Annotated in this window: 16 protein-coding genes; 8 read left to right on the top strand and 8 right to left on the bottom strand. The window is 43.6% G+C overall.

The features are described 5' to 3' along the window. The first annotated feature begins 107 nt into the window (after nt 1-107). Nucleotides 108-1,700, top strand: a complete 1,593-nt coding sequence (locus HC643_RS16940) for an alkaline phosphatase D family protein (RefSeq protein ID WP_038083991.1) — start codon at nt 108-110, stop codon at nt 1,698-1,700. 17 nt (nt 1,701-1,717) lie between these two features. On the opposite strand, the gene HC643_RS16945 is transcribed toward HC643_RS16940, so the two are convergent. Beyond that, entirely contained in the window at nt 1,718-2,968 is a 1,251-nt protein-coding gene (locus HC643_RS16945; protein WP_038083939.1) for an RNA-guided endonuclease InsQ/TnpB family protein, read from the bottom strand. A 59-nt stretch (nt 2,969-3,027) separates the two neighbouring features. Between HC643_RS16945 and tnpA the strand changes: the two genes are divergently transcribed. Then, nucleotides 3,028-3,420: an IS200/IS605 family transposase gene (gene tnpA, locus HC643_RS16950; protein ID WP_038083937.1), complete on the top strand. Its 393-nt coding sequence runs from the start codon at nt 3,028-3,030 to the stop codon at nt 3,418-3,420. A 283-nt stretch (nt 3,421-3,703) separates the two neighbouring features. Here tnpA and HC643_RS16955 read toward each other — a convergent pair whose 3' ends face one another. Then, entirely contained in the window at nt 3,704-5,263 is a 1,560-nt protein-coding gene (locus tag HC643_RS16955; protein WP_038083934.1) for a cation:proton antiporter, read from the bottom strand. Between the two features lie 219 nt (nt 5,264-5,482). On the opposite strand from HC643_RS16955, the gene HC643_RS16960 reads away from it, so the two are divergent. Together HC643_RS16960 and HC643_RS16965 are read left to right on the top strand one after the other, a co-directional pair. After that, the gene (locus tag HC643_RS16960; RefSeq protein WP_038083932.1) at nt 5,483-6,484 is read left to right on the top strand and encodes a DUF389 domain-containing protein; all 1,002 of its coding nucleotides are present in this window, start codon (nt 5,483-5,485) and stop codon (nt 6,482-6,484) included. 2 nt (nt 6,485-6,486) lie between these two features. Next, complete coding sequence (locus tag HC643_RS16965; protein WP_038083929.1) at nt 6,487-7,164, top strand: response regulator; 678 nt, start codon at nt 6,487-6,489, stop codon at nt 7,162-7,164. Nucleotides 7,165-7,192: 28 nt separating this feature from the next. On the opposite strand, the gene HC643_RS16970 is transcribed toward HC643_RS16965, so the two are convergent. Beyond that, nucleotides 7,193-8,641, bottom strand: coding sequence for a sensor histidine kinase (locus tag HC643_RS16970; RefSeq protein ID WP_137986310.1), 1,449 nt, complete (start codon nt 8,639-8,641; stop codon nt 7,193-7,195). A 198-nt stretch (nt 8,642-8,839) separates the two neighbouring features. On the opposite strand from HC643_RS16970, the gene HC643_RS16975 reads away from it, so the two are divergent. The 3 genes from HC643_RS16975 to HC643_RS16985 all read left to right on the top strand — a co-directional run bounded on the left by HC643_RS16975 (nt 8,840) and on the right by HC643_RS16985 (nt 12,974). Next, complete coding sequence (locus HC643_RS16975) at nt 8,840-9,265, top strand: hypothetical protein (protein ID WP_137986311.1); 426 nt, start codon at nt 8,840-8,842, stop codon at nt 9,263-9,265. Between the two features lie 346 nt (nt 9,266-9,611). Continuing rightward, nucleotides 9,612-10,943 carry a serine hydrolase domain-containing protein gene (locus HC643_RS16980; protein WP_050045894.1) on the top strand — a complete coding sequence of 444 codons (1,332 nt, stop codon included), beginning with the start codon at nt 9,612-9,614 and terminating at the stop codon, nt 10,941-10,943. A 99-nt stretch (nt 10,944-11,042) separates the two neighbouring features. Then, entirely contained in the window at nt 11,043-12,974 is a 1,932-nt protein-coding gene (locus HC643_RS16985; protein ID WP_038083921.1) for a CocE/NonD family hydrolase, read from the top strand. A 169-nt stretch (nt 12,975-13,143) separates the two neighbouring features. Here the strand turns inward: HC643_RS16985 and HC643_RS16990 are convergent, their stop codons facing one another. From HC643_RS16990 to HC643_RS17000, 3 genes are all read right to left on the bottom strand, one after another. Further along, a complete protein-coding gene (locus HC643_RS16990) occupies nt 13,144-14,409 on the bottom strand; it encodes a M20 family metallopeptidase (protein ID WP_038083919.1) in 1,266 nt (421 codons plus the stop codon). 57 nt (nt 14,410-14,466) lie between these two features. Next, nucleotides 14,467-15,168, bottom strand: a complete 702-nt coding sequence (bioD, locus tag HC643_RS16995) for a dethiobiotin synthase (RefSeq protein ID WP_038083916.1) — start codon at nt 15,166-15,168, stop codon at nt 14,467-14,469. Between the two features lie 114 nt (nt 15,169-15,282). Then, on the bottom strand, nt 15,283-17,025 hold the full coding sequence (locus HC643_RS17000) for a serine/threonine-protein kinase (protein WP_038083913.1): 1,743 nt from the start codon (nt 17,023-17,025) through the stop codon (nt 15,283-15,285). Nucleotides 17,026-17,657: 632 nt separating this feature from the next. Between HC643_RS17000 and HC643_RS17005 the strand changes: the two genes are divergently transcribed. Then, nucleotides 17,658-18,674 carry a ribose-phosphate pyrophosphokinase gene (locus HC643_RS17005; RefSeq protein WP_038083909.1) on the top strand — a complete coding sequence of 339 codons (1,017 nt, stop codon included), beginning with the start codon at nt 17,658-17,660 and terminating at the stop codon, nt 18,672-18,674. Between the two features lie 85 nt (nt 18,675-18,759). Here HC643_RS17005 and HC643_RS17010 read toward each other — a convergent pair whose 3' ends face one another. Together HC643_RS17010 and HC643_RS17015 are read right to left on the bottom strand one after the other, a co-directional pair. After that, nucleotides 18,760-19,578 carry a DUF4142 domain-containing protein gene (locus HC643_RS17010; protein WP_050045896.1) on the bottom strand — a complete coding sequence of 273 codons (819 nt, stop codon included), beginning with the start codon at nt 19,576-19,578 and terminating at the stop codon, nt 18,760-18,762. Nucleotides 19,579-19,597: 19 nt separating this feature from the next. Beyond that, entirely contained in the window at nt 19,598-19,867 is a 270-nt protein-coding gene (locus HC643_RS17015) for a beta/gamma crystallin-related protein (protein ID WP_050045897.1), read from the bottom strand. Nucleotides 19,868-20,238: the final 371 nt, after the last annotated feature.

Consider the following 20,238-nt stretch of genomic DNA (forward strand, 5'->3'; position numbering starts at 1 on the left):
GAAGAAGTTAGAAATCTGAAGAGTGTCCACCAAGTTTTAAGGCGGTGGGCATTGCCCGCCCTAATACCACACTGTTTCCCTGCTTTCACGTTATAGTTGTTAGGAGCATGAGAGTGTTAAATCACAGAACTTTTGAGCGGTTTCTTAATAGTAAAGTCAACAGACGTAATTTAATCCTAGGGGCGGGAGCATTAACTGGGTTCGCGATCGCCAATCAATTCCAACAAAGAGTACTTGCCCAAGTCAAATTTTCGAGTTACCCTTTTACACTTGGCGTAGCGTCTGGAGAACCCTATCCAACCAGCGTGATTCTGTGGACGCGTCTAGCGCCCGAACCCTTAAATGGGGGTGGAATGCCACAAGTTAACGTCCCAATTCACTGGGAAGTGGCAACCGACTCCAATATGAGAAATATAGTAGCAAAAGGTACCGAAATTGCTATTCCAGAACTGGCTCACTCAGTGCGAGTTGAGGTTAATCAACTCAAACCAGAAACCTGGTACTGGTATCGGTTCACATCTGGCACTGAGGAAAGCCCTATCGGTCGTACTCGCACAGCCCCAAGAAGAGAAAGCAATGTCAGTAAATTAGCCTTTGCTCTTGCCAATTGTCAGCAGTATCAAACAGGATACTACACGGCATATAAATACATGGCGCAAGAAGACTTGGACTTGGTAGTGCATGTAGGTGACTACATTTATGAAGGAGCGATCGCACCAAATGCAATCAGAAATTATACTAGTACTGAGATTTTCACTCTAGAAGATTATCGCAATCGTCATGCTCTGTATAAGACTGATGAAAATTTGCAAGCAGCTCATGCCGCGTTTCCTTGGATTGTCACTTGGGATGACCACGAAGTAGAAAATAACTACGCCAACGATATCTCCGAAATCGACAACGAACCAGACCAAGATCCGGCTGTCTTCCTACAACGACGAGCGTTTGCTTATCAAGCATACTACGAGCATATGCCGCTACGACCCTTCTCAAGACCATCGGGACCAGATATGCAACTTTACCGTCGGCTTGAGTTTGGTAAGCTAGCAACCTTCCACGTGCTAGATACCCGTCAGTACCGCACAGATCAGCCTTGTGGAGATGGTACCAAAGAACGTTGTCCAGAGGTTTTTGACTCCAACGCCACAATTACCGGTCAGCGTCAAGAAAATTGGCTCTACCGTGGTTTAGACCGCTCCCAGGCTCAATGGAACGTAATTGCTCAGCAGGTTATGGTAGCTCAGAGAGACTTGACACCCGGACCCGGTCAAACGTTCAGCATGGATAAGTGGGATGGGTACTACGCTTCTCAAAGACGACTGATGAATTTCTTGGAACAGCGCAAACCCTCCAATCCCATCGTGTTGACAGGAGATGTGCATAACAACTGGGCGATCGATCTAAAAGCTGACTTTGATAACCCAGAATCAGCAACAGTCGGAAGCGAATTCGTTGGTACCTCGATTACCTCTGGTGGCGATGGCGCAGACTCAAACCCAACAGTTGAAGCTTACTTACCCGACAATCCCCACATTAAGTTCTTCAACAACCAAAGGGGTTATGTTCGTTTTACAATCACTCCTGAACTTTGGACATCAGATTATAAAGTCTTGTCAAACGTGACAACCCCATTTGGCACACTCAGCAACCGTGCAACCTTTGTAGTTGAAAACGGTCGTCCTGGTATACAGTCAGCTTGACACTCCCCCGCTAATTGCTAACGCAATGTAGCGGGAGATTCTTGTTTCTCGGAAACACGCACGGCAGTTGCTCCACTTGGGGAAACCCCAAGACCGCACTGCCTCTTTTTGGCACAAGTACCAAAGAGTCTTACTGCTTCTCCACAAGCTTGAATTTCGGTATGTCCTACCGTATTTGTTGACAATATTCTTATCCCCTCTGTTCTCAAGTTCCGTGAGGCATTTTCATCCCTATCATGGGTTGTTTGGCAACTTGGACAAATCCACTCACGGATACTTAAAGGGAGCAAATCATTTTTGTGACCACAACATGAACAAAGCTTTGTACTGGGAAAGAATCTGTCAACTTGGATGAAGTTACCTTCTGCTCTCTCTAGTTTGTAGCTTATGAAATTAAGCAGCATTCCAAAACCAGCATCATGTATTGACTTGGCTAATTTGGTACGCGCTAATCCTTTAATACAAAGGTTCTCAGCTACTATGACTTGGTTGTCGTCAACTAACTTTCGTGAGAGTTTATGGAGAAAATCTTGTCTTGTGTTTGATATTTTTTCGTGAACTTTAGCGACTACTTTGATTGCCTTACGCCTATTGTTAGACCCCTTTACCTTACGAGATAAAGCTTTCTGCCTAATTCGCAGTCGCTTGGAGTATTTTCTCGTGGGTTTGATTGGGTCAACTTTGTAACAGGTTTCACCATCAAAGACAGTTACTAGACTATTTAGCCCAAGGTCGATTCCTGATATCTTCCCCTGCTTTGCAGTAGCTAACCTATCAGTCTCGAACAGTATCGCCGCAAAATATTTATCTGTACTTGTCTTAGAAACAGTTACGGATTTGATTTTGCCATTGACGCTTTTAGAGAAACTGGCTTTTACTAATCCAAGTTTGGGGAGCTTTAAATTACCACTTTTAATTGAGCAACTTTCAGGAAATCGAATTGACTGTTTAGAATGTTTGCTCTTGAATCTTGGAAATCCAGTGCGTTTTGCAAAAAAGTTTTTAAACGCAGATTCTAAATTCTTGAGTGACTGTTGTAGGACGGCAGCAGTTGGTTCTTGCAACCATTCATGATTAGCCAGTTTCTTCAACTGGGTAAGATCTTTAGCCATCTGACAGTAAGTCATGCCCTTACCCGTTTCTTCATATTGAGTATTAGTTTTATTGAGGTAGAAATTCCAAACAAAGCGGGAACATCCAAAGCTTTTAGCCAAAGATATTTCTTGCTCTTTGTTTGGGTAAATTCTGACCTTCAGTACGTCTAACATCAATAGATTTTTGAGAAACTTCTGGGAATATACTACTTAGCGCTATCTCCTGTCAATAGATGTACAATCATGGTTTTAGGTCTGTTTACAGACTTAACGCTCATATCGTTTTAGTTGTGAAGTACCGCAGAAAAGCTATTAACGCAGAAATCCTAAACAGGTTGAAAGAAATAATTACGGATACCCTCCAAAAGTGGGACTGTACTTTGCTGGAGTTTAATGGCGAGGCAGATCATGTACACTTATTAATTGATTACAAACCTGACAAACCACTCTCAACCCTGATTGGCAACATCAAAACAGTGAGCAGTAGATTAATTCCCAAAGAGTTTCCTTGGTTGGCTAAAAAATACTTTGACAACAAGCCTTACTTCTGGACTGGTGCGTATTTTGTAGCTAGTTGTGGAGGTGTCACGGTTGAGCAATTAAAGAATTACGTTGAGAACCTTTGAACTTCCAAAACAATGATTCGCACGGCGAACATTTTATATTGGTCGCAATTCATCTCCCGTTACAGTCGCAGACTTAACGGGAGATGAATTGCTCCATTAAGATAGCAATATGTTAGTAGGGGCGTTAATGCGATGCTTATACTTCGGGGCTACCAGGCATCCCGCGTATTCTAGGTGTGCCGACGGAGGAGGCATACGGCCGCCCTTACAATTAGGTCTACCTCACAGTTCTCACCCAATAAAACTTGTTTTGCTCCTGCTTGCTCGTTTGCCTTGATGGCGGTTATTGGTTGTTATCAACCTCATAGAGAAACGGTGAAAGTTCTCGATTTAACCAACCCGAACGGACAAATTCAGCATAAGTGTTTGCTTCAACTGCCAGAATTTCCGTTTTTAATTGCTCGTTAGTGAAGCTTTGCAAATTGGGGTATTCATTGTGTAAAGAGTCAATTTCTGCTTCCAATCGCTTGATTTCTTCTTTAACTAAAGTTTCTTGATAGCGGTAAAACTCCGGTTCAATTCCCGGTCGGTTATTAACTTGAGCTAGATACTGGAGTACGCGATTTAGAGCAGTCTGACGGGATATTAACTCTATATAATGCTGACGCAAAGGTAAATCTCCCAAAAGATGTAATTTTTGCAACAAAGGTTTAGTCGTTAACCCTTGGAATAGCAGAGTAAACAACACAACCCCAAAGACCGTAGCAATAATTTTTTCCCGCTCTTGAATGATTGTGGGTACGCTCAATGCCAAAGCGATGGATACAGAACCGCGCAAGCCACCCCACCAAAGAACAGTCTGGTCTGGTAAGGGAATTTTTGGTGCTTGTAAAAGATTACTTAACTTGCTAAGCAACAAGATTGCAATTGCCCGCATCAAAATCATTGCTCCCAATGTCACGGCAATAATAGTTATGTTCTCCTTCAGACTTGCAAACCGCACCTGATCCCCAATTAAGAGAAAGACAATCGAGTTGACAAAAAACGCTATAAACTCCCAAAACTCTGAAACAATCAACCGTGTACGTGGATTCATGCCAATGCGAGAGCCAAAGTTACCCAAAATTAAGCCTGCGGTCACAACTCCAATCACCCCAGATCCACCCAAATCTTCAGTCATTAGGTAAGTACCGTAGGCAGCAACTAAAGTTAAGGACTGTTCCACGAGTGGTAAATCAAAGCGTTGAGTTGCATAGGAAATACCAAAACCAATTAATCCTCCCACTGCCACACCAATACCCACAACTGCAAACATCTGTACCAAAATAGGTTGGAGTCCCAATTCCGCATTTCCCAGAGAGAGCCCTACCAAAAAAGTAAAAGCTACAACCGCCATCCCATCATTGAACAAGCTTTCACCTTCCATGAGTGTTGTCAGACGGTTGGGAACACCCAATTCTCGAAATAAAGCAGTCACTGAGACTGGATCGGTCGCAGAGAGACTAGCACCGATGAGTAGAGCAGTACTTAATGATAACCCAGCAAATTGATTTAAACCTATTGCCACGCCTGCAATCGCAATGACTACCCCAACGACTGCGTACAGACAAATTGGTAGCAAATCCCGCTTTAAGTCTGACCATTTTAAATTCCATGCTGCTTCAAACAATAAAGGCGGTAGAAAAATCAACAAAATCAATTCAGGAGAAAGATTCACCAACCGGATATCGGCAAAAGCCAATCCCAACCCTACAATCACTAGCAGTAAGGTGTAAGGTATTTGACGAAACCAACTAAAGATTTGCGGTAACGTTGCTACGCTTAAAGAAACCGCAAGCACTAAAAGAAACTGTGTCAGATTTGCTCTTAACACTTCTTCGCTCATTGCAGACTCAGCTATCATAGGAACATTTGAGGAAAAACTACTGTTTGCGATCGCGATACTTAAATTTCGATAATATTAACTACAGGTCAGGCTGCAATCAACCAAATTATATGTTCTAGAGGTGAATTATCTGAATTTATCTATGTTTCCTGGTAGTTTTACACTTTAAAAACAAACTTTTACAGCAAGTCACAAGAATGACCTGACAGCAAATTCTGCATTCTGGAGAAAAACGCCTTGGCAAATAACATTCGGGATCGTTTCAGAGATTGGAAACAGAAAGAAGTTAAGGCTGTCCAACTCGAAGAGCTACAAAAGTCATTGTTAGACGAATCAACTTTAGATTTGTCTTTCCTGACTTTGATAGTGAGTTCCTGTGCCATTGCCACCTTTGGTCTACTCTCTAACAGTGTCGCTGTCATCATTGGAGCTATGATTATTGCACCTCTAATGCTACCAATCCGGGGGCTAGCCTTTGGTGCTTTGCAAGGTAACGTTATCCTCTTCCGCAAAGGAACGATCGCTGTTGTGGTAGGAACACTCATAGCAATGGTGATTGCCTGTTGTTTGGGTTTGATTGTGCGGATGCCTAGTTACGGTAGCGAGATACTAGCACGTTCTGAACCAACACTGCTAGATTTAGGTGTAGCTGTGGCAGCTGGCAGTATTAGTGGCTACGCAAAGATTCAACCAAAAATTTCTGGGAGTTTGGCGGGAACAGCTATTGCCGTTGCACTGATGCCACCAGTGTGCGTCATTGGCTTGGGAATAGCACAGGCTGACTGGTCCCTCAGTTGGGGAGCTACTTTGCTTTACCTTACCAACCTCTTGGGCATAGCTTTATCTTGCATGGTGACCTTTCTAGTAGCAGGTTATACCTCATTAGTACAGGCAAGAAAACCCCTTATGTGGACTTTAGCTTTGACTGCAATCCTACTGGTTCCCCTAGGTGTGAGCTTTGCCCGTCTTGTGCGACAAGGGCAATTAGAAAATAGCGTTCGGCGAGCGCTGTTGAATAAAACTGTTACATTTCAGCGCTTGCAGTTGCTTGGCAGTAATACTAACTGGCTAACCAATCCCCCCCAAGTACGTCTGAGCGTGCGAGCTAAGAACCCGGTTACGCCTCGACAAGTACAGTTGTTAGAAGAATTTATTGAGCGCGAAATGGGACAACCTTTTACCTTAATATTTGAAGTTGGTCAGGTGGAAGAAGTGCGACGAGAGTCTCAGACAGATTAATTATGTCATATTTAACACCCCTTAATGGCAACAAACCCGCTCAAATTCCAATACAGCGCATCTTAATAGTGGAAGACGATCCAGTGATGCAATTGGGCTTGACACAGTTTTTTGAAGAATATCCTCAATTTCAAATTGTAGGAATAGCAGCTGATGGTTACACAGGAGTTGAAGTTGCAATCAAACTCCAACCTCATTTGGCAATCGTGGATATTGGTCTTCCTCAGTTAGATGGAATTGCCGCGACAAAGCAAATCAAAGCTAATCTACCGAATGTACGGGTAGTTATCCTGACTTCCCATAGTGATGAAACAGAAATGATTGCTGCTTTAGCCAGTGGTGCTGATGCATGCTGTATCAAGGGTACGAGCTTAGAGCAACTTTCGGTAGCCATAAGTGCTGCTCAAACAGGGGCTACTTATCTAGACCCTTTGATTGCTCGCAGAGTCATTGAACATCTCAAACCCCCAGCTGCTGTCAGTAAGATTGGTCAACTTTCATCGCGGGAATTAGAAGTCTTACAACTCATAGTTGATGGTCGAAGTAACCCGGAAATTGCCGCTGAACTTTATATGAGCATGAGTACCGTCAAAACTCATATCCGAAGTATCATGAACAAACTTGCTGTGAATGACCGAGTTCAGGCAGCTGTAGTAGCATTACGAAATGGACTGGTATAAAAAAACAATATTTACGCCTCCCTATTGTCTATTCTTCTTTGCAAGGTAGCGTGAACCAAAAAGTTGACCCAGCCCCCAATTTGCTGGTAACGCCAATCTGTCCGCCATGAGCTGTAATAATTTGCTGACACACGTACAGCCCAATACCCAGACCGGGCATGAAACGGGCTCTCTCACCGCGTGTATACAGTTCAAACACTCTAGTACACTGCTTTTGGCTCATTCCCACACCGTTATCCTGTACGCAACACAGTATTTTCTTACCTTGAATGCTTGCGTTTACAGTCAGAGTAATCGAGTGGGGATTGTGTTTAAGTGCATTGGAAATCAGGTTGCAAAATACCCGCTCTAGTTGTGTAGCATCAGCATTCACTAATGGTAAATCAGCTTGTACCAGATTGTTCACAATCACACGATTTTCCTGCAATAAAGGTTCTATATCATCTAGAACCGACGCCACTACAGTAGAGAGTTGCACTGGCATGGTATGAAGTGTCACTCCACGCACTTCCAAAGTGTAGGCTTCTTGTAATGAGTTAAGTAGATTAATTTGACGCGAGTTTCCTTCCAACAGACACTCTAGTGCTCTTGCCACACTGATATTTACCTGTGCGTCCGACTTCTTCAACAAGTTTTGCAAGACGATCGCATTGCCCATGAGTGGCGTGCGTAAATCATGAGAAATAGCATATAAAAAAACTTGCAATTCCCGGCGTGATTCAAATTCAGCTTGTTGCAAACGTTCATACATATATACACCTAGGTTACAGATGAAACAGAACCAAAATATCATCAATAGCCATCCCGCACTTACAAGCCCGGTGACAAGCCGAGGGTTTTCGGTGTAAGGAGTCAAGCCAAGTGCTGAGTTGACACCCACATAGTAAGCCAGCACCCCTAACTGTGACACCAAATGCAGCTGAGGACGTACTGGTATAATAACTGCCTGAGCCATAAACACCAGACGCCACATATCATCATTTCCCAAAGCAAAACCGTTCAGGGTTGCAATGACTTCTTGTAAAACTGTAGCGAACCAGGAGAGGCACAGAAAAATCATGCCGGGATAGCGATGTCCCCACTTAGTTCTATGGAGTGCAAACAAGGTGAGTAATAACGGTGCTACAGCCAAATCATGCATTATTGAGGAATCAAGCTGCTTCGCGATTAAAGAGATGAGTTCCTTGGAAAAATTTGCTGGTGCTTGAAAGTAGAACTTAAAATAAAGCTCTAAAAGCACACTACAGCACCAGATGGGGATTGCCACCCATAACAACAAGCCAACACGCCGCCACAGAAACTGGTTTCGCCAGACTTTGTATTCAGCCGACTCTTTGGGAGTCAACAAAAGCTTCAATCTCTTCCTAATTAAGTGAATTAGCGAATTCAGAGTTGCTTTGCCTGTTAATAGTAATTTGTTGGCTTGAGATGCCATAAACGACAATCGATGGTAATTTTTCTTCAGTTTATTATTCACACACCACTGTAGATATGAATCTTAAAAGATGAGTTAGTAATAGCCTCAAAATTACCATCTATTGAAATCTGACACTATCGTCCGAACGGTCATTTTATGTTGTCCCCTAGGTTTAACCAACCGACCGATGTGTAGTGTCATGGCCCAGTTTTACATTGAAGCCAGTCTATTAGCCGCGAATGTGACATGTACCTAATTATGCAAACGCCTGAACCCCGCTCTTTTTTTGGCGATAAATCTCATACATTATTTCAGATTGGCAAATTCCTGTTTATTAGTACGGTTAGTGCGGGTTTAGTTTGGCTTCCTCAACCATCTGCAGCCAGAAATCCGGGCTGTAATGTTTTTGGTTGTTGGGAAAAAGGTGGGGGTTGCAATGTTAGTGGTTGTTGGGAAAAAGGTGGGGGTTGCAACGTTAGTGGTTGTTGGGAAAAAGGTGGGGGTTGCAATGTTAGTGGCTGTTGGGAAAAAGGTGGGGGTTGCAATGTTAGTGGTTGTTGGGATTCAGCCGATGGCTACCGTCGCAGCGACAATGACTACTGGGACAATCGGCGTCACCGATATCATCGACGTCATTGGCGTTATCGGCGTTATCGGCGTTATCGCCACTACGACGATCGCTAAATCACATGAAGGATGGTAGCCTCAAAGTTCAAACAAGCATTGATGGACAGCGATCGCTATCGTTTGAACGGTCAATTTATTTTGTCCTCTTGGTTGAACTGACCAACCGATGTGTAGTGTCACGGCTGAGTTGTACATTAATGCCAGTCCTAAAACACCAATTCAATATTCAGAACTTTGACAATAAAACCCAATTTCTTCTAGTTTAGCCAACAAAACATTAGCCTTTCTAAGGGCTATTTCGGGTTTTTGGCATGAGTGAATTGGTGTGCTAAAAACTTCTTACAGTTTGCAAGTTGTGTAAGTGACATTCGTCTGACTTAAATTTCAACAACTTATAGAAAATATGAAACTTCTGCAAACAACGACTACATCAGTCGCTTTGGCAACCGCTTTTATTATTGGGATAGTAGGGAGGGTAGATGGAGCAACACTAGCTGGAAACAGTAGTTCTACGCTATCCCCAAGTGCAATGGTAAGTAGTGCATATACAAACACTGTTTCATCCGACTTAGCCACTCAATTGCAAGCGATACTAGACAAGACTGTACGAGAAACTGGTATCCCTGGCGCAGTTGTAGGAATAGTCAGTCCTCAAGGGACATGGTATGGCGCGAGTGGTGTCTCTAACCGGGAAACTGGAAAGGCAATGCAGCTAAATAACCTTTTCCACACTGGCAGCATTAGAAAGGCATTCATAGCAGCAACTGTACTCAAAGTACAAGAACAGGGCAAGCTCAGCCTAGACGATACTCTTGACAAATGGGTGCCTGAGATTGCAAAAGAAATTCCTGATGGCAACACCATCACGATTCGCCAACTTCTCAATGGGACTTCTGGCATTAAACCTGTGGAAGAAGACTTCGAGCAAGATATCATCAAAGACCCGTCGATACTTTTAACCAAAGATTGGCAACCAGAAGATACGCTAACTTACGTTTATGGCAAACCGCGCTTCACAGGTCAAAAATGCACGTCCGTATGGTGCTACCCGACCACTGGCGTTACCATTGCCCAGCAGATTGTGGAAAAAGCGACGGGTTCAACATTTAGCAGCGTTTTTCGCGACCGGGTTGTTGAACCCTTGGGATTGAACCATACTTTTTTAGGTGGAGTAGACGAAATTCCCGCTCAATTGGTTCGAGGTTACACGGATCTTAACGGGGATGGCAATCTCACTGATGTCACCGATTATGATTTAGCGTTTTCCAAAGCCCTTGGTGGGGTTGTCACCACCAATGCACAGGACCTCATGCGGTTTACTCAAGGATTGTTTGGCGGCGAATTGCTCAAAGGCGAATCCCTCAGTGAGATGCTCACCTTTGTTGATACTGGTCTTACCTTTAATCCTTATGGAGAAGAATTTAGATATCAATTTGGATTGGGTGTAGATAACTTTCCCAGTCCTTGGGGAGCAACGCTAGGTAAAGGTGGCACTAATGTTGGGAATGAAGCTGAGATGAGGTACTTCGCCGATAGGGGTATTGCTGCTGTAGCTTTAATAAACGGAACAAATATCAAAGGAGTGTCTATAAGCGACATCTTATACACTCACGTCAATACTTTGCTTGCGAACTCACAGGGAAACAATTCACAGTCGGTACCAGAGTCTAGTGCTACAGGGGGATTAATAGCGCTAGGTGCTGTGGGACTGTTGTTCGTGCGGCAGCGGCGATGAAGCATACGAACAGTCAAATGTTCTTCAAAGCGAGCTTATTTTTATACAGCAACACCTTGTTGTAACTAATGCAATATTGCATGTTAGGAATTTTTCACCATGAACGATCGCTCTCCATGGCGCAAACGCTGGTCTTTTGCTGCCATCTTTACCCTGGCTTTAGTACTGACAATTGCATTTTCTTTCAGTACTTACACTTACCAGCAGACTTTAGCACAAAACCCAACCAGTTACCCCAGGAACCAGGCACTGTATGTCACCGCCTCTGACGGAACAAAAATCGCGCTTGATGTATGGCTGCCACAAGATTTATCTGTCGGCTCCACAATTCCCACCCTCATACGAAGCACGCCTTACTACCGTGCGATGGAATTAGTGGATAAAAGTAAACAAAACGACCCAAACGCCACTGAAATAGACCCGTATTATCTTAACCCAGGATATACAGACTACTTCAACAATGCTGGTTACGCAGTCGTGCTAGTTGATGTCCGGGGGACGGGTGCCTCCTTTGGTAAGTTTGTCCCCAATCCATCCACATCGAAGAATGAAATTCAAGATTACAACGCAGTTGTTAACTGGATAGTAGCACAACCTTGGTCAAATCAAAAAGTTGGTGCTTTTGGTACCTCAGCTGAGGGTAGCACTGCTGAATTTTTGACGGTCACTAACAACCCAGCTGTGAAAGCGATCGCTCCCCGGTCGATGGACTTCGATTTCTATGCCCAGCAATACTTTCCTGGAGGCGTTTTGGTGGAAAAAAAAGCAAAGGAAGTCGCTGATGCAGGCAAACCTAGAATCGGTGTTTGCAGTTTGCCAGAAAACGAGCAAGAACCAACTTGCCAAGAATTTTTCAAGCTAGGCTTCAAGGGACCAAAACCTGTAGACGAAGACAAAGACAAACAATTGCTCAGATCTGCACTGCAAGAACGAGCTAATAGTATTGACTTTTTCCAAGCATTTCAAAAAATCACCTATCGTGATGACAAAATTGACGGATTAGACGGAACTGTAGAAGACTTCAGCATCTACAAATTTAAGGAAGACATTGAACGCTCTGACGTAGCAATTTATCATGGGGCCAGTTGGTTCGATGGGGGAACAGCAGAAGGTGTGTTAAACCATTTCATGGCGTACAAAAATCCCCAAAAAGCAATTCTTGGTCCCTGGACTCACGGAGCCTATGGTAACGCCAATCCTTTCGTCCCCTCCGATACGCCTGTCAACCCATCACGTGAAGAACAACTTGCGGATATGGTTAACTTCTTCGACGCCTATCTTAAGGACGATAACAATAAACCGAAGTTGAAACGAGAAATTAAGTACTACACAATGGGCGAGGAAAAATGGAAAACTACGACCGTTTGGCCTCCCAGAGGTGTCACTCGCCAACGCTTGTTCTTTGCAGAAAACAACGGTTTAACCAACAAACCGCCAGCAAGTAAGAGTGGCGAAGATAAGTATACCGTCAGCTTTGAAGCAACCACTGGTCCGGATAGCCGCTGGAACCAGAGTTTTGAGAAAATGGTTTTTCCCAACCGTACAGAAGAAGACAAAAAACTGCTGACTTACACCAGCGAACCACTCAAAAATGATGTGGAAATCACCGGTCATCCAGTCGTAACCCTTTACGCGACTTCTACTGCTAGCGATGGAGCTTTCTTCGTTTACCTGGAAGACGTAGACGAAAACGGCAATGTTACGTATATTACAGAAGGGCAATTGCGACCCATCCACCGCAAGGTGTCCACAGAACATCCTCCCTATGCCGTCTTTGGTCCTTACCATTCTTTCAAACGTCAAGATAGCTTGCCTTTTGAAGCAGGACAGTTAACTGAACTTCAGTTTCATCTCTTACCAACCTCGGTGCTATTCAAACAAGGACATCAAATTCGGGTGGCGATCGCCGGACACGATAAAGACTTATTCGCCCGCTATCCCGCAGTTGGGACCCCAGAAATCAGCTTACAACGAAATGCTGTCAGTGCTTCCTACATTGATTTACCAGTGATGCGAGGTAGACGAAGCTAGTGGTCTGTCCCAAAAGTTTTGACTGGTAATGCATTTCCAGTAGGGTGGGCAGTGCCCACCCTATATATTTAGGTAATATAGCTGGGGTTCGGGAGTAATCAACTATATTTTGTGGGGTAGACGTCCTCGTCCGCTGCCACACAAATGGACGCTGTCAATTTACCATTGCTTATGGCGAACTAAAGAATTTTTCCACACAACGGACAAAAATTTCCACTCCCATTGCTAATGCAGTTTCATCAAAATCAAACCGAGGATGGTGATGGGGATATGCCAAACCCTTATCAGGATTTGCAGAACCCAAGAAGAAATAGCACCCAGGAACCTCCCTCAAGAAGAAAGACATATCTTCTCCGCCCATGGTTTGGCATTCTGGAACGATACCTGCAGGAGTTTCTATGACTTGTTCCGCAACCGATCGCACAAATTCTGCCATCCCAGCATCATTAATAGTTGGGGGATAGTGCGAGTAGTATTCCAAATCATAACTTGCCCCATGACTTTGACAAATACCTGCAATAATCTGCTCGATACGTTGTTTAAAGAAACCCTCAAATGCAGGATTAAAATACCTAACAGTACCGCTCATTTTTGCCGTATCAGCTATCACATTCCACCTGGTACCGGCATGAAGCTCACCCACAGTCACCACTGCAGAATCAATAGGATTGACATTGCGAGCCACTATAGTTTGTAAGGCATTGACAATCTGGGCAGCAACGACAACTGAATCCACAGTTTGATGGGGCATAGCACCATGTCCGCCCTTACCCAAAATGGTACATTGAAAAATTTCTGTTGCTGCCATCAACGCACCAGCCCGGACACCTACAGTTCCCAAAGGCAAGTTATTCCATAAGTGTAGACCGATAATCGCATCCACATCGGGGTTTTTCAAAACCCCTGCGTCTATCATCGGCTTTGCACCTCCGGGTGATTCTTCTGCAGGCTGGAATATCATTTTGACAGTACCAGCAAAAGAGTCTCGGTTTTTGTGGAGATAATAAGCTGTACCCAAGGCAATGGTTGTATGTCCATCATGTCCGCAGGCATGCATAACTCCATCGTGCTGGGAACGGTACGGCACTTCATTCAGTTCTTGAATGGGTAAGGCATCCATATCCGCTCGAATAGCCAGAACTTTAGGGCTTGAGGATTGGGAAGATTCGTTCCCAACAACCAGTCCCTTATCCTCAGTTCCTTGTCCCTCTATAATCGCAACAATGCCAGTTTGAGCAATACCAGTTTGATGCTCGATACCCCATTCCTGCAACTTTTGGGAGATAAACTCATTCGTCAGTTTTTCTTGAAAACCTAGTTCTGGTTTTTGGTGTAAATACCGCCGCCACTCAACCAGTTGGGGTTGCAGGGAACGAATTGACAAGCGAACGCGGGATAAATCAACAGAGGTGGAGTTTGGGAGTGTAGAAATCATTGTTTACATTTTCTGAGTTGAAATGAATGATGAATGCTGAAACCTTCCATTCATACTTCATACTTCATAATTCATCATTCTTTCTAAATCTAAATCTGATGCTAGCTGTGCAAGCTTGTCCAGATCCGCTAAGTTCTCTACATATGGCAAACAACCTAAAACAGGTATGTTTGTCAGCGCTTGAATCAATTCTACAGGCGTTAGGTCAGTAATTTCTGTTTCTGTTTGGGGTTGAATGCAGTTGAGAATAATTCCTTTAAGATTGATGTGTGAAAGTTTTGCCAATGCCACGTTTGCAACAGCTTGCGCGATCGCACCCAATCTCACTGGTACTACCAATACTGTAGGTAGTCGCCAGTCACCTGCTATATCCGCTACCGTCAGTTCATCAGTAACGGGTGTACCCAATCCTCCAACACCCTCAACCAAAAGGAACTCACGACGCTGTTGCAAAGCTGTAAAAGCTTGCCATACAGTTGCTAAATCTACTGTTCGATTTTCTTTAACTGCAGCAATGGGAGGAGCAAGAGGTGCTTTAAAGTACAAAGGTGTAATCACTTCAAGAGATTGCTCCAAAGAAAATATTTTTTCATACCACTCGCGATCTCCCTCTCCCGACTGCATCAGTTTCATAATTCCCAAACTGCGGTGCGAGCAATATTTTTGCCAGTAAGCTGCTAAAGCTGTTGTCACAATAGTTTTACCGGCGTTTGTGTCAGTTCCTGCAATCAGTAGTGCTTTTAACGGCTGATTAGTCATTGGTCTACTATAAGGATTGAGTATGAAGGATGAAGCCACTTATAAATTAATTTATCTCGCCCACCGACTTAACCGATTTTGACTTATTTTGCTATCCTTCATCCTTAATCTCTATCACCGCTCGGGTAAAGTGGGCGGATTTTCTGTAGGTACGGGATTGGGTGTAATTTCCGGGGGTATGGGAGTGGGTGGATTTTCTGTAGGTACGGGATTGGGTGGGTTTTCTGTAGGTACGGGATTGGGTGGGTTTTCTGTGGGTAATGGTGCTGGAGTGGATGATGGATCTACAGGCAAAGGAGTTGGGGTTGGTTGTACGGAACTTTCTAATGTTACATTTAAATTGTAATCACTTTGGTCAAGCCCTGGAACAGGGATAACACGTATAGTATATCTACCACTAATAGGTACTTTTCCTTGATAAAATGAGACATCCTTAGCAGAATTATCAATTGGTTGGCGATTGGGACCTAAGATTGTCAGTAACACACCACCTTCTTTCGCAAGGGTTACACTCAACTGTTGACCTTCTTTAGCCCGAAAAGCATAAAAGGCTGTTTCCTGGGCTGCAAGAATCCCCTCCACGTTTGCGGTATTGGATGCATCAAAACTTAACTGTCTCCTGTAAACACCGGGTGCTTCGGTTTGGATTGGTGTTGGTGTTAGTGTTGGTGTTAGTGTTGGTATTGTTGTTGGTGTTGGTGTTGGTGTTGGTGTTGGTGTTGGTGTTCCCCCAGGAATGACTGGTGAGGGAAAAGTTTGTGGGGCTGTGGTTTGCTCTGGTGATGGTTCGGGTCGATCGCGGAGAGACCGCACAAATGCCCAAGAACCAAATCCTGCCAAAACAATAACGATAATAGTCATTCCTGCTATTGCTACAGGATTATCTAGAAGTGAATTGTGAGCAGGTGGTGGCGGAATAACGGGATCGGGTTTGTCTGGTGCTGGGGAAGATGGAGCGGGACGTTGGACAACGGCTACTGTTTGAACATTAGATAGGTCTGGCGTAGGAGGACTTGGATTGCCAACAACTCGCAACGCTTGCATCACATCCGCAGCACTTTGATAGCGATCGCTGGGTTTTCGGCTCAACATCCGATTCAGCACTTGCGCCAACTGAGGATTCACCTTCACCCAGCGTTCCCAAGTCCAACTGAGTTGGTTATCATCAAAAAGTTCTTGAGGTTCTTTTCCTGTCAGCAAAACAAGTGCTGTCACGGCGAGCGCATAGAGATCGCTGCTAGGGTACGCTCTACCCGTTTGCATTTGTTCGCTAGGGGCGTAACCAAATTTACCTACGCTCGTTGCTCTTATTGTGTTATCTGGAGAATTTAATCGAGTGGCTAGTTCTTTGACGACTCCAAAATCAATTAAAACAGGTAAGCGATCGCTATCCCTTAAAATAATATTATCTGGAGCAATATCCCTGTGAATAATGCCCTGTCTGTGAATGTGATCTAAAACAGGCAGTAAAGATTGTATAAGTTGCAACGCTTCTTGCTCTGTAAAGACTTTACCAGTTTTTTTGCGTTCATCAAGCAAAGTGCTATACGTTTTTCCTGCAACATAGTCTTGCACTAAGAACAGGCGCTGGTCTTGTTCAAATCTCTCCCGAAATTGTGGTACTTGAGGGTGCTGAATTTGATACAAGATTGCTGCTTCTCGCTGAAACAGTTCTTTGGCTTTCTCCCATGCATATCCCCCCGTTACGACCGGAATCAATTCCTTAATTGCACAAAGTTCGTTAAAACGTCTTTGGTCTTCTGCTAGATAAGTTCTACCGAATCCCCCTTGACCTAGAGTTTTTATTATCCGGTAACGGTTTTGCAGGATAGTGCCAGATGTAATCGGTGGTTGCATCGTCTAAATTGTGTGTAATAGCAATCCAAGGAGGAGCAGCCAGTAAAACAGACTCGCTAAACTCTATTTTCACACCTGCTCTGTGTACATCAGCGTGAAAAAGCAAAGGATTGAATGAGTTAGTGCTATCGTTTTACAAAGCTGTATAGATTGTATCTATTCTTGACAAGCAAGATGAGTCCGTTTTCCTTTTGCCCTCTGCCCCAGGCACTTTTTTTTAACAGTTTCACTAATAATGGCTAAAGGTAGTATCATTGTATATCTAGTCAGACCACAAATGACTAATGTTAAGTATTTTTGCTTGTTAATGTAGAATTGAGTAAAAAGTTGAACTGTAAACATTGGGTTACAACCAAAAATAAGGATGTTAGAGGCAAGAATTGTGTGTGTATTGGGCTTTCGTGTTTTGGGTCTTGCTAGTCAATATACAAAACTAAACTCTAGGTATGGTTTACATGCTTGATGTCAGTTAAGCTATCAATTGTTTGTCTATAAAAAAGCTGGAGAAATAGAGATATGTAGTTTTACTGAGGTATGTTGAAAATTTTTATGAAAGCTTCCAAAAAGCACGCATATGATTTTTTCCGGCTATTTGCGGTTAAATTTTTCAAATCTCTGATGATAGGATTGCCATGAATGCACATCGAGGATCTGCTGTGCTGAGTTCTACTGCCTTAAAAGTACAGCCGACTGCTACAGGCGTGACTGAAAATAATCGCTTGCGGCTGTTCTCTGGCTCTGCCAATGTAGCACTGTCTCAAGAAGTTGCCCGTTACCTGGGAATGGATTTGGGACCAATGATTCGCAAACGATTTGCGGATGGAGAAATTTATATCCAAATTCAAGAATCCATTCGAGGCTGTGATGTTTATCTCATCCAGCCCAGTTGTCATCCCGTCAATGACAATTTGATGGAACTGTTAATTATGATCGATGCTTGTCGTCGCGCATCCGCCAGACAAGTGACTGCGGTTATTCCCTACTATGGCTATGCCCGTGCTGACAGGAAAACTGCAGGAAGAGAGTCAATTACTGCCAAGCTAGTTGCCAATCTCATAACAGAGGCAGGTGCTAACCGAATTTTAGCAATGGATTTGCACTCCGCTCAGATTCAAGGCTACTTCGATATTCCACTGGATCACGTTTACGGTTCACCAGTACTGCTGGATTATTTAGCAAGCAAGCAACTGCCAGACCTTGTTGTTGTTTCCCCAGACGTTGGTGGTGTAGCACGAGCCAGGGCATTCGCTAAAAAGCTAAATGATGCTCCATTGGCAATTATAGACAAACGCCGTCAGGCTCATAACGTAGCCGAAGTTTTAAACGTGATCGGCGACGTTAAAGGTAAAACAGCAGTTTTAGTGGATGACATGATTGATACTGGTGGGACTATCTCTGAAGGAGCAAAACTCCTGCGTCAGGAAGGAGCTCGTCAAGTTTATGCATGTGCAACTCACGCCGTCTTCTCTCCACCTGCAGTTGAGCGCTTGTCAAGTGGTTTGTTTGAGGAAGTGATTATCACGAACACCATTCCCGTACCAGAGAGCAATCGATTTCCTCAGTTAGTCATGCTGTCAGTAGCTAACCTGCTGGGAGAAACTATCTGGCGCATTCATGAAGATAGTTCTGTCAGTAGTATGTTCCGCTAGTTAAGAAAAATCTGTCTTCACCATTACAATTAGAAGATTTACCAGTTTTTAAGGATGAAGTTTGACAAATTTCAAACCTCATCCTTTATTTATTGTCACCCAGTAAACCATAACCTGTTACCGTCACAGCCATCTGAAAATGATTGCGTGCTGTTTGCAGACCCTTACTAGCAAAAGCTTTGAAATCGGGGTCTTTTCCAACTGTTCTTTCTCGCTGGAATGTAGCTATAGCATCAAGGTGACGGTTTACTCCCATCTCGTTGATGTATGGTTCGTCGAAACTAGTCCCAGAAAGCTGCTGTAAATGGGCGGCGATTGTTTCATACTTGAAACCCAGTGTTGTGGGAGGTGCAATTGCCCTGCTATTTAATAATTGCAAGAGTTTCTCATGCGTCTTTGTATGCTCTTCAATCATCTGTTGCGCGAACTCTTTTACTTTGGGATTTGTAGACTTCTGTAAAGCCTGTTTCCCAAGTTCTATTTCTGCTGTTCCTCCCTGAAAAGCGTCGATAACAAACAGCCAATCTAAATTGTCAATCTTACTGCTCGATTGTTGAGAAAATTGACTCTGTGTAGCGACTGGTTCATTTGACGGGGGGGTAGGTTTATTGACTTGAGTTACACTGCAAGCCTCAAGAAATATAATAATTACAATTACAATACAGCCAGCGATCGTTTGATATGCTTTGCGTCTGAATGAGGTACACCCCGAACTAACCCTTACCTTACCAAGGGGAGCGACTGTGTTACGGAGAGCAGCGCGTTGCAAAGAGCAGTGTGTCCCGGTGGTTCCCCTCTTTGAAGTAAGTGGTATGAGGGTACGCAATAGCGCAGGTAGGGTATTTCTGCACTTCACCACGCCGCCATGTACCATAAATTTAAAAATTTTTTTAAAATTTAACATAAATATTAAGTCAGTAAAGTTATCCAACCATAACTCTTGCAGAAGAGACAGTATCATTTAAGACAAGATTTAGCTTTTTAACATCAGAATAATTTCCGGCTTGCAATAAAATGCCTAAACCACCAAAATCTCGATCCGTACAAAATTCCCATATACCACTATGGACTTGAATTGACGAAACTCTGTTATGCCAGCCATCGTCTATCTGTGACAGTCGAGGTGTATCACTTTCAATAGATATTGAAGCGCCACCAAAATTGACATCCTCAAACAATGTGACTGCAGCCATGACTTTTCCCCTTTTAAGTTACAGGTTCAACAATTTTGTGTGTGGTAAGTTCTTCGCTTCACGGCTTTGGACTGATGGAACCATAATACTTTTGCGATCGCCCCTCCAGCCTACGTTGTTTTAGGAAAAGTTTTTTCCAATTTTGGAATACTCCCCGTGCAAAGTACATAGGACTTATGCATTGACAAAATCTGATTATGTGGTCGGACTTATCAACTGCCCTTCTTTCTTTAATTAGGTGCAAGCAAGATCGACTTATGCATAAGTGAGATAGAAATGGGAAATTCTTGCTCGATTTGAACTATTGCAGAACTGCACATTTGCCTTTTCCAGGAGTAGGTCATACCCGTGCAGAAAATTAGGGTTATGCT

Origin of the sequence: Tolypothrix bouteillei VB521301, assembly GCF_000760695.4 — a bacterium.
GTDB lineage: Bacteria > Cyanobacteriota > Cyanobacteriia > Cyanobacteriales > Nostocaceae > Scytonema > Scytonema bouteillei_A.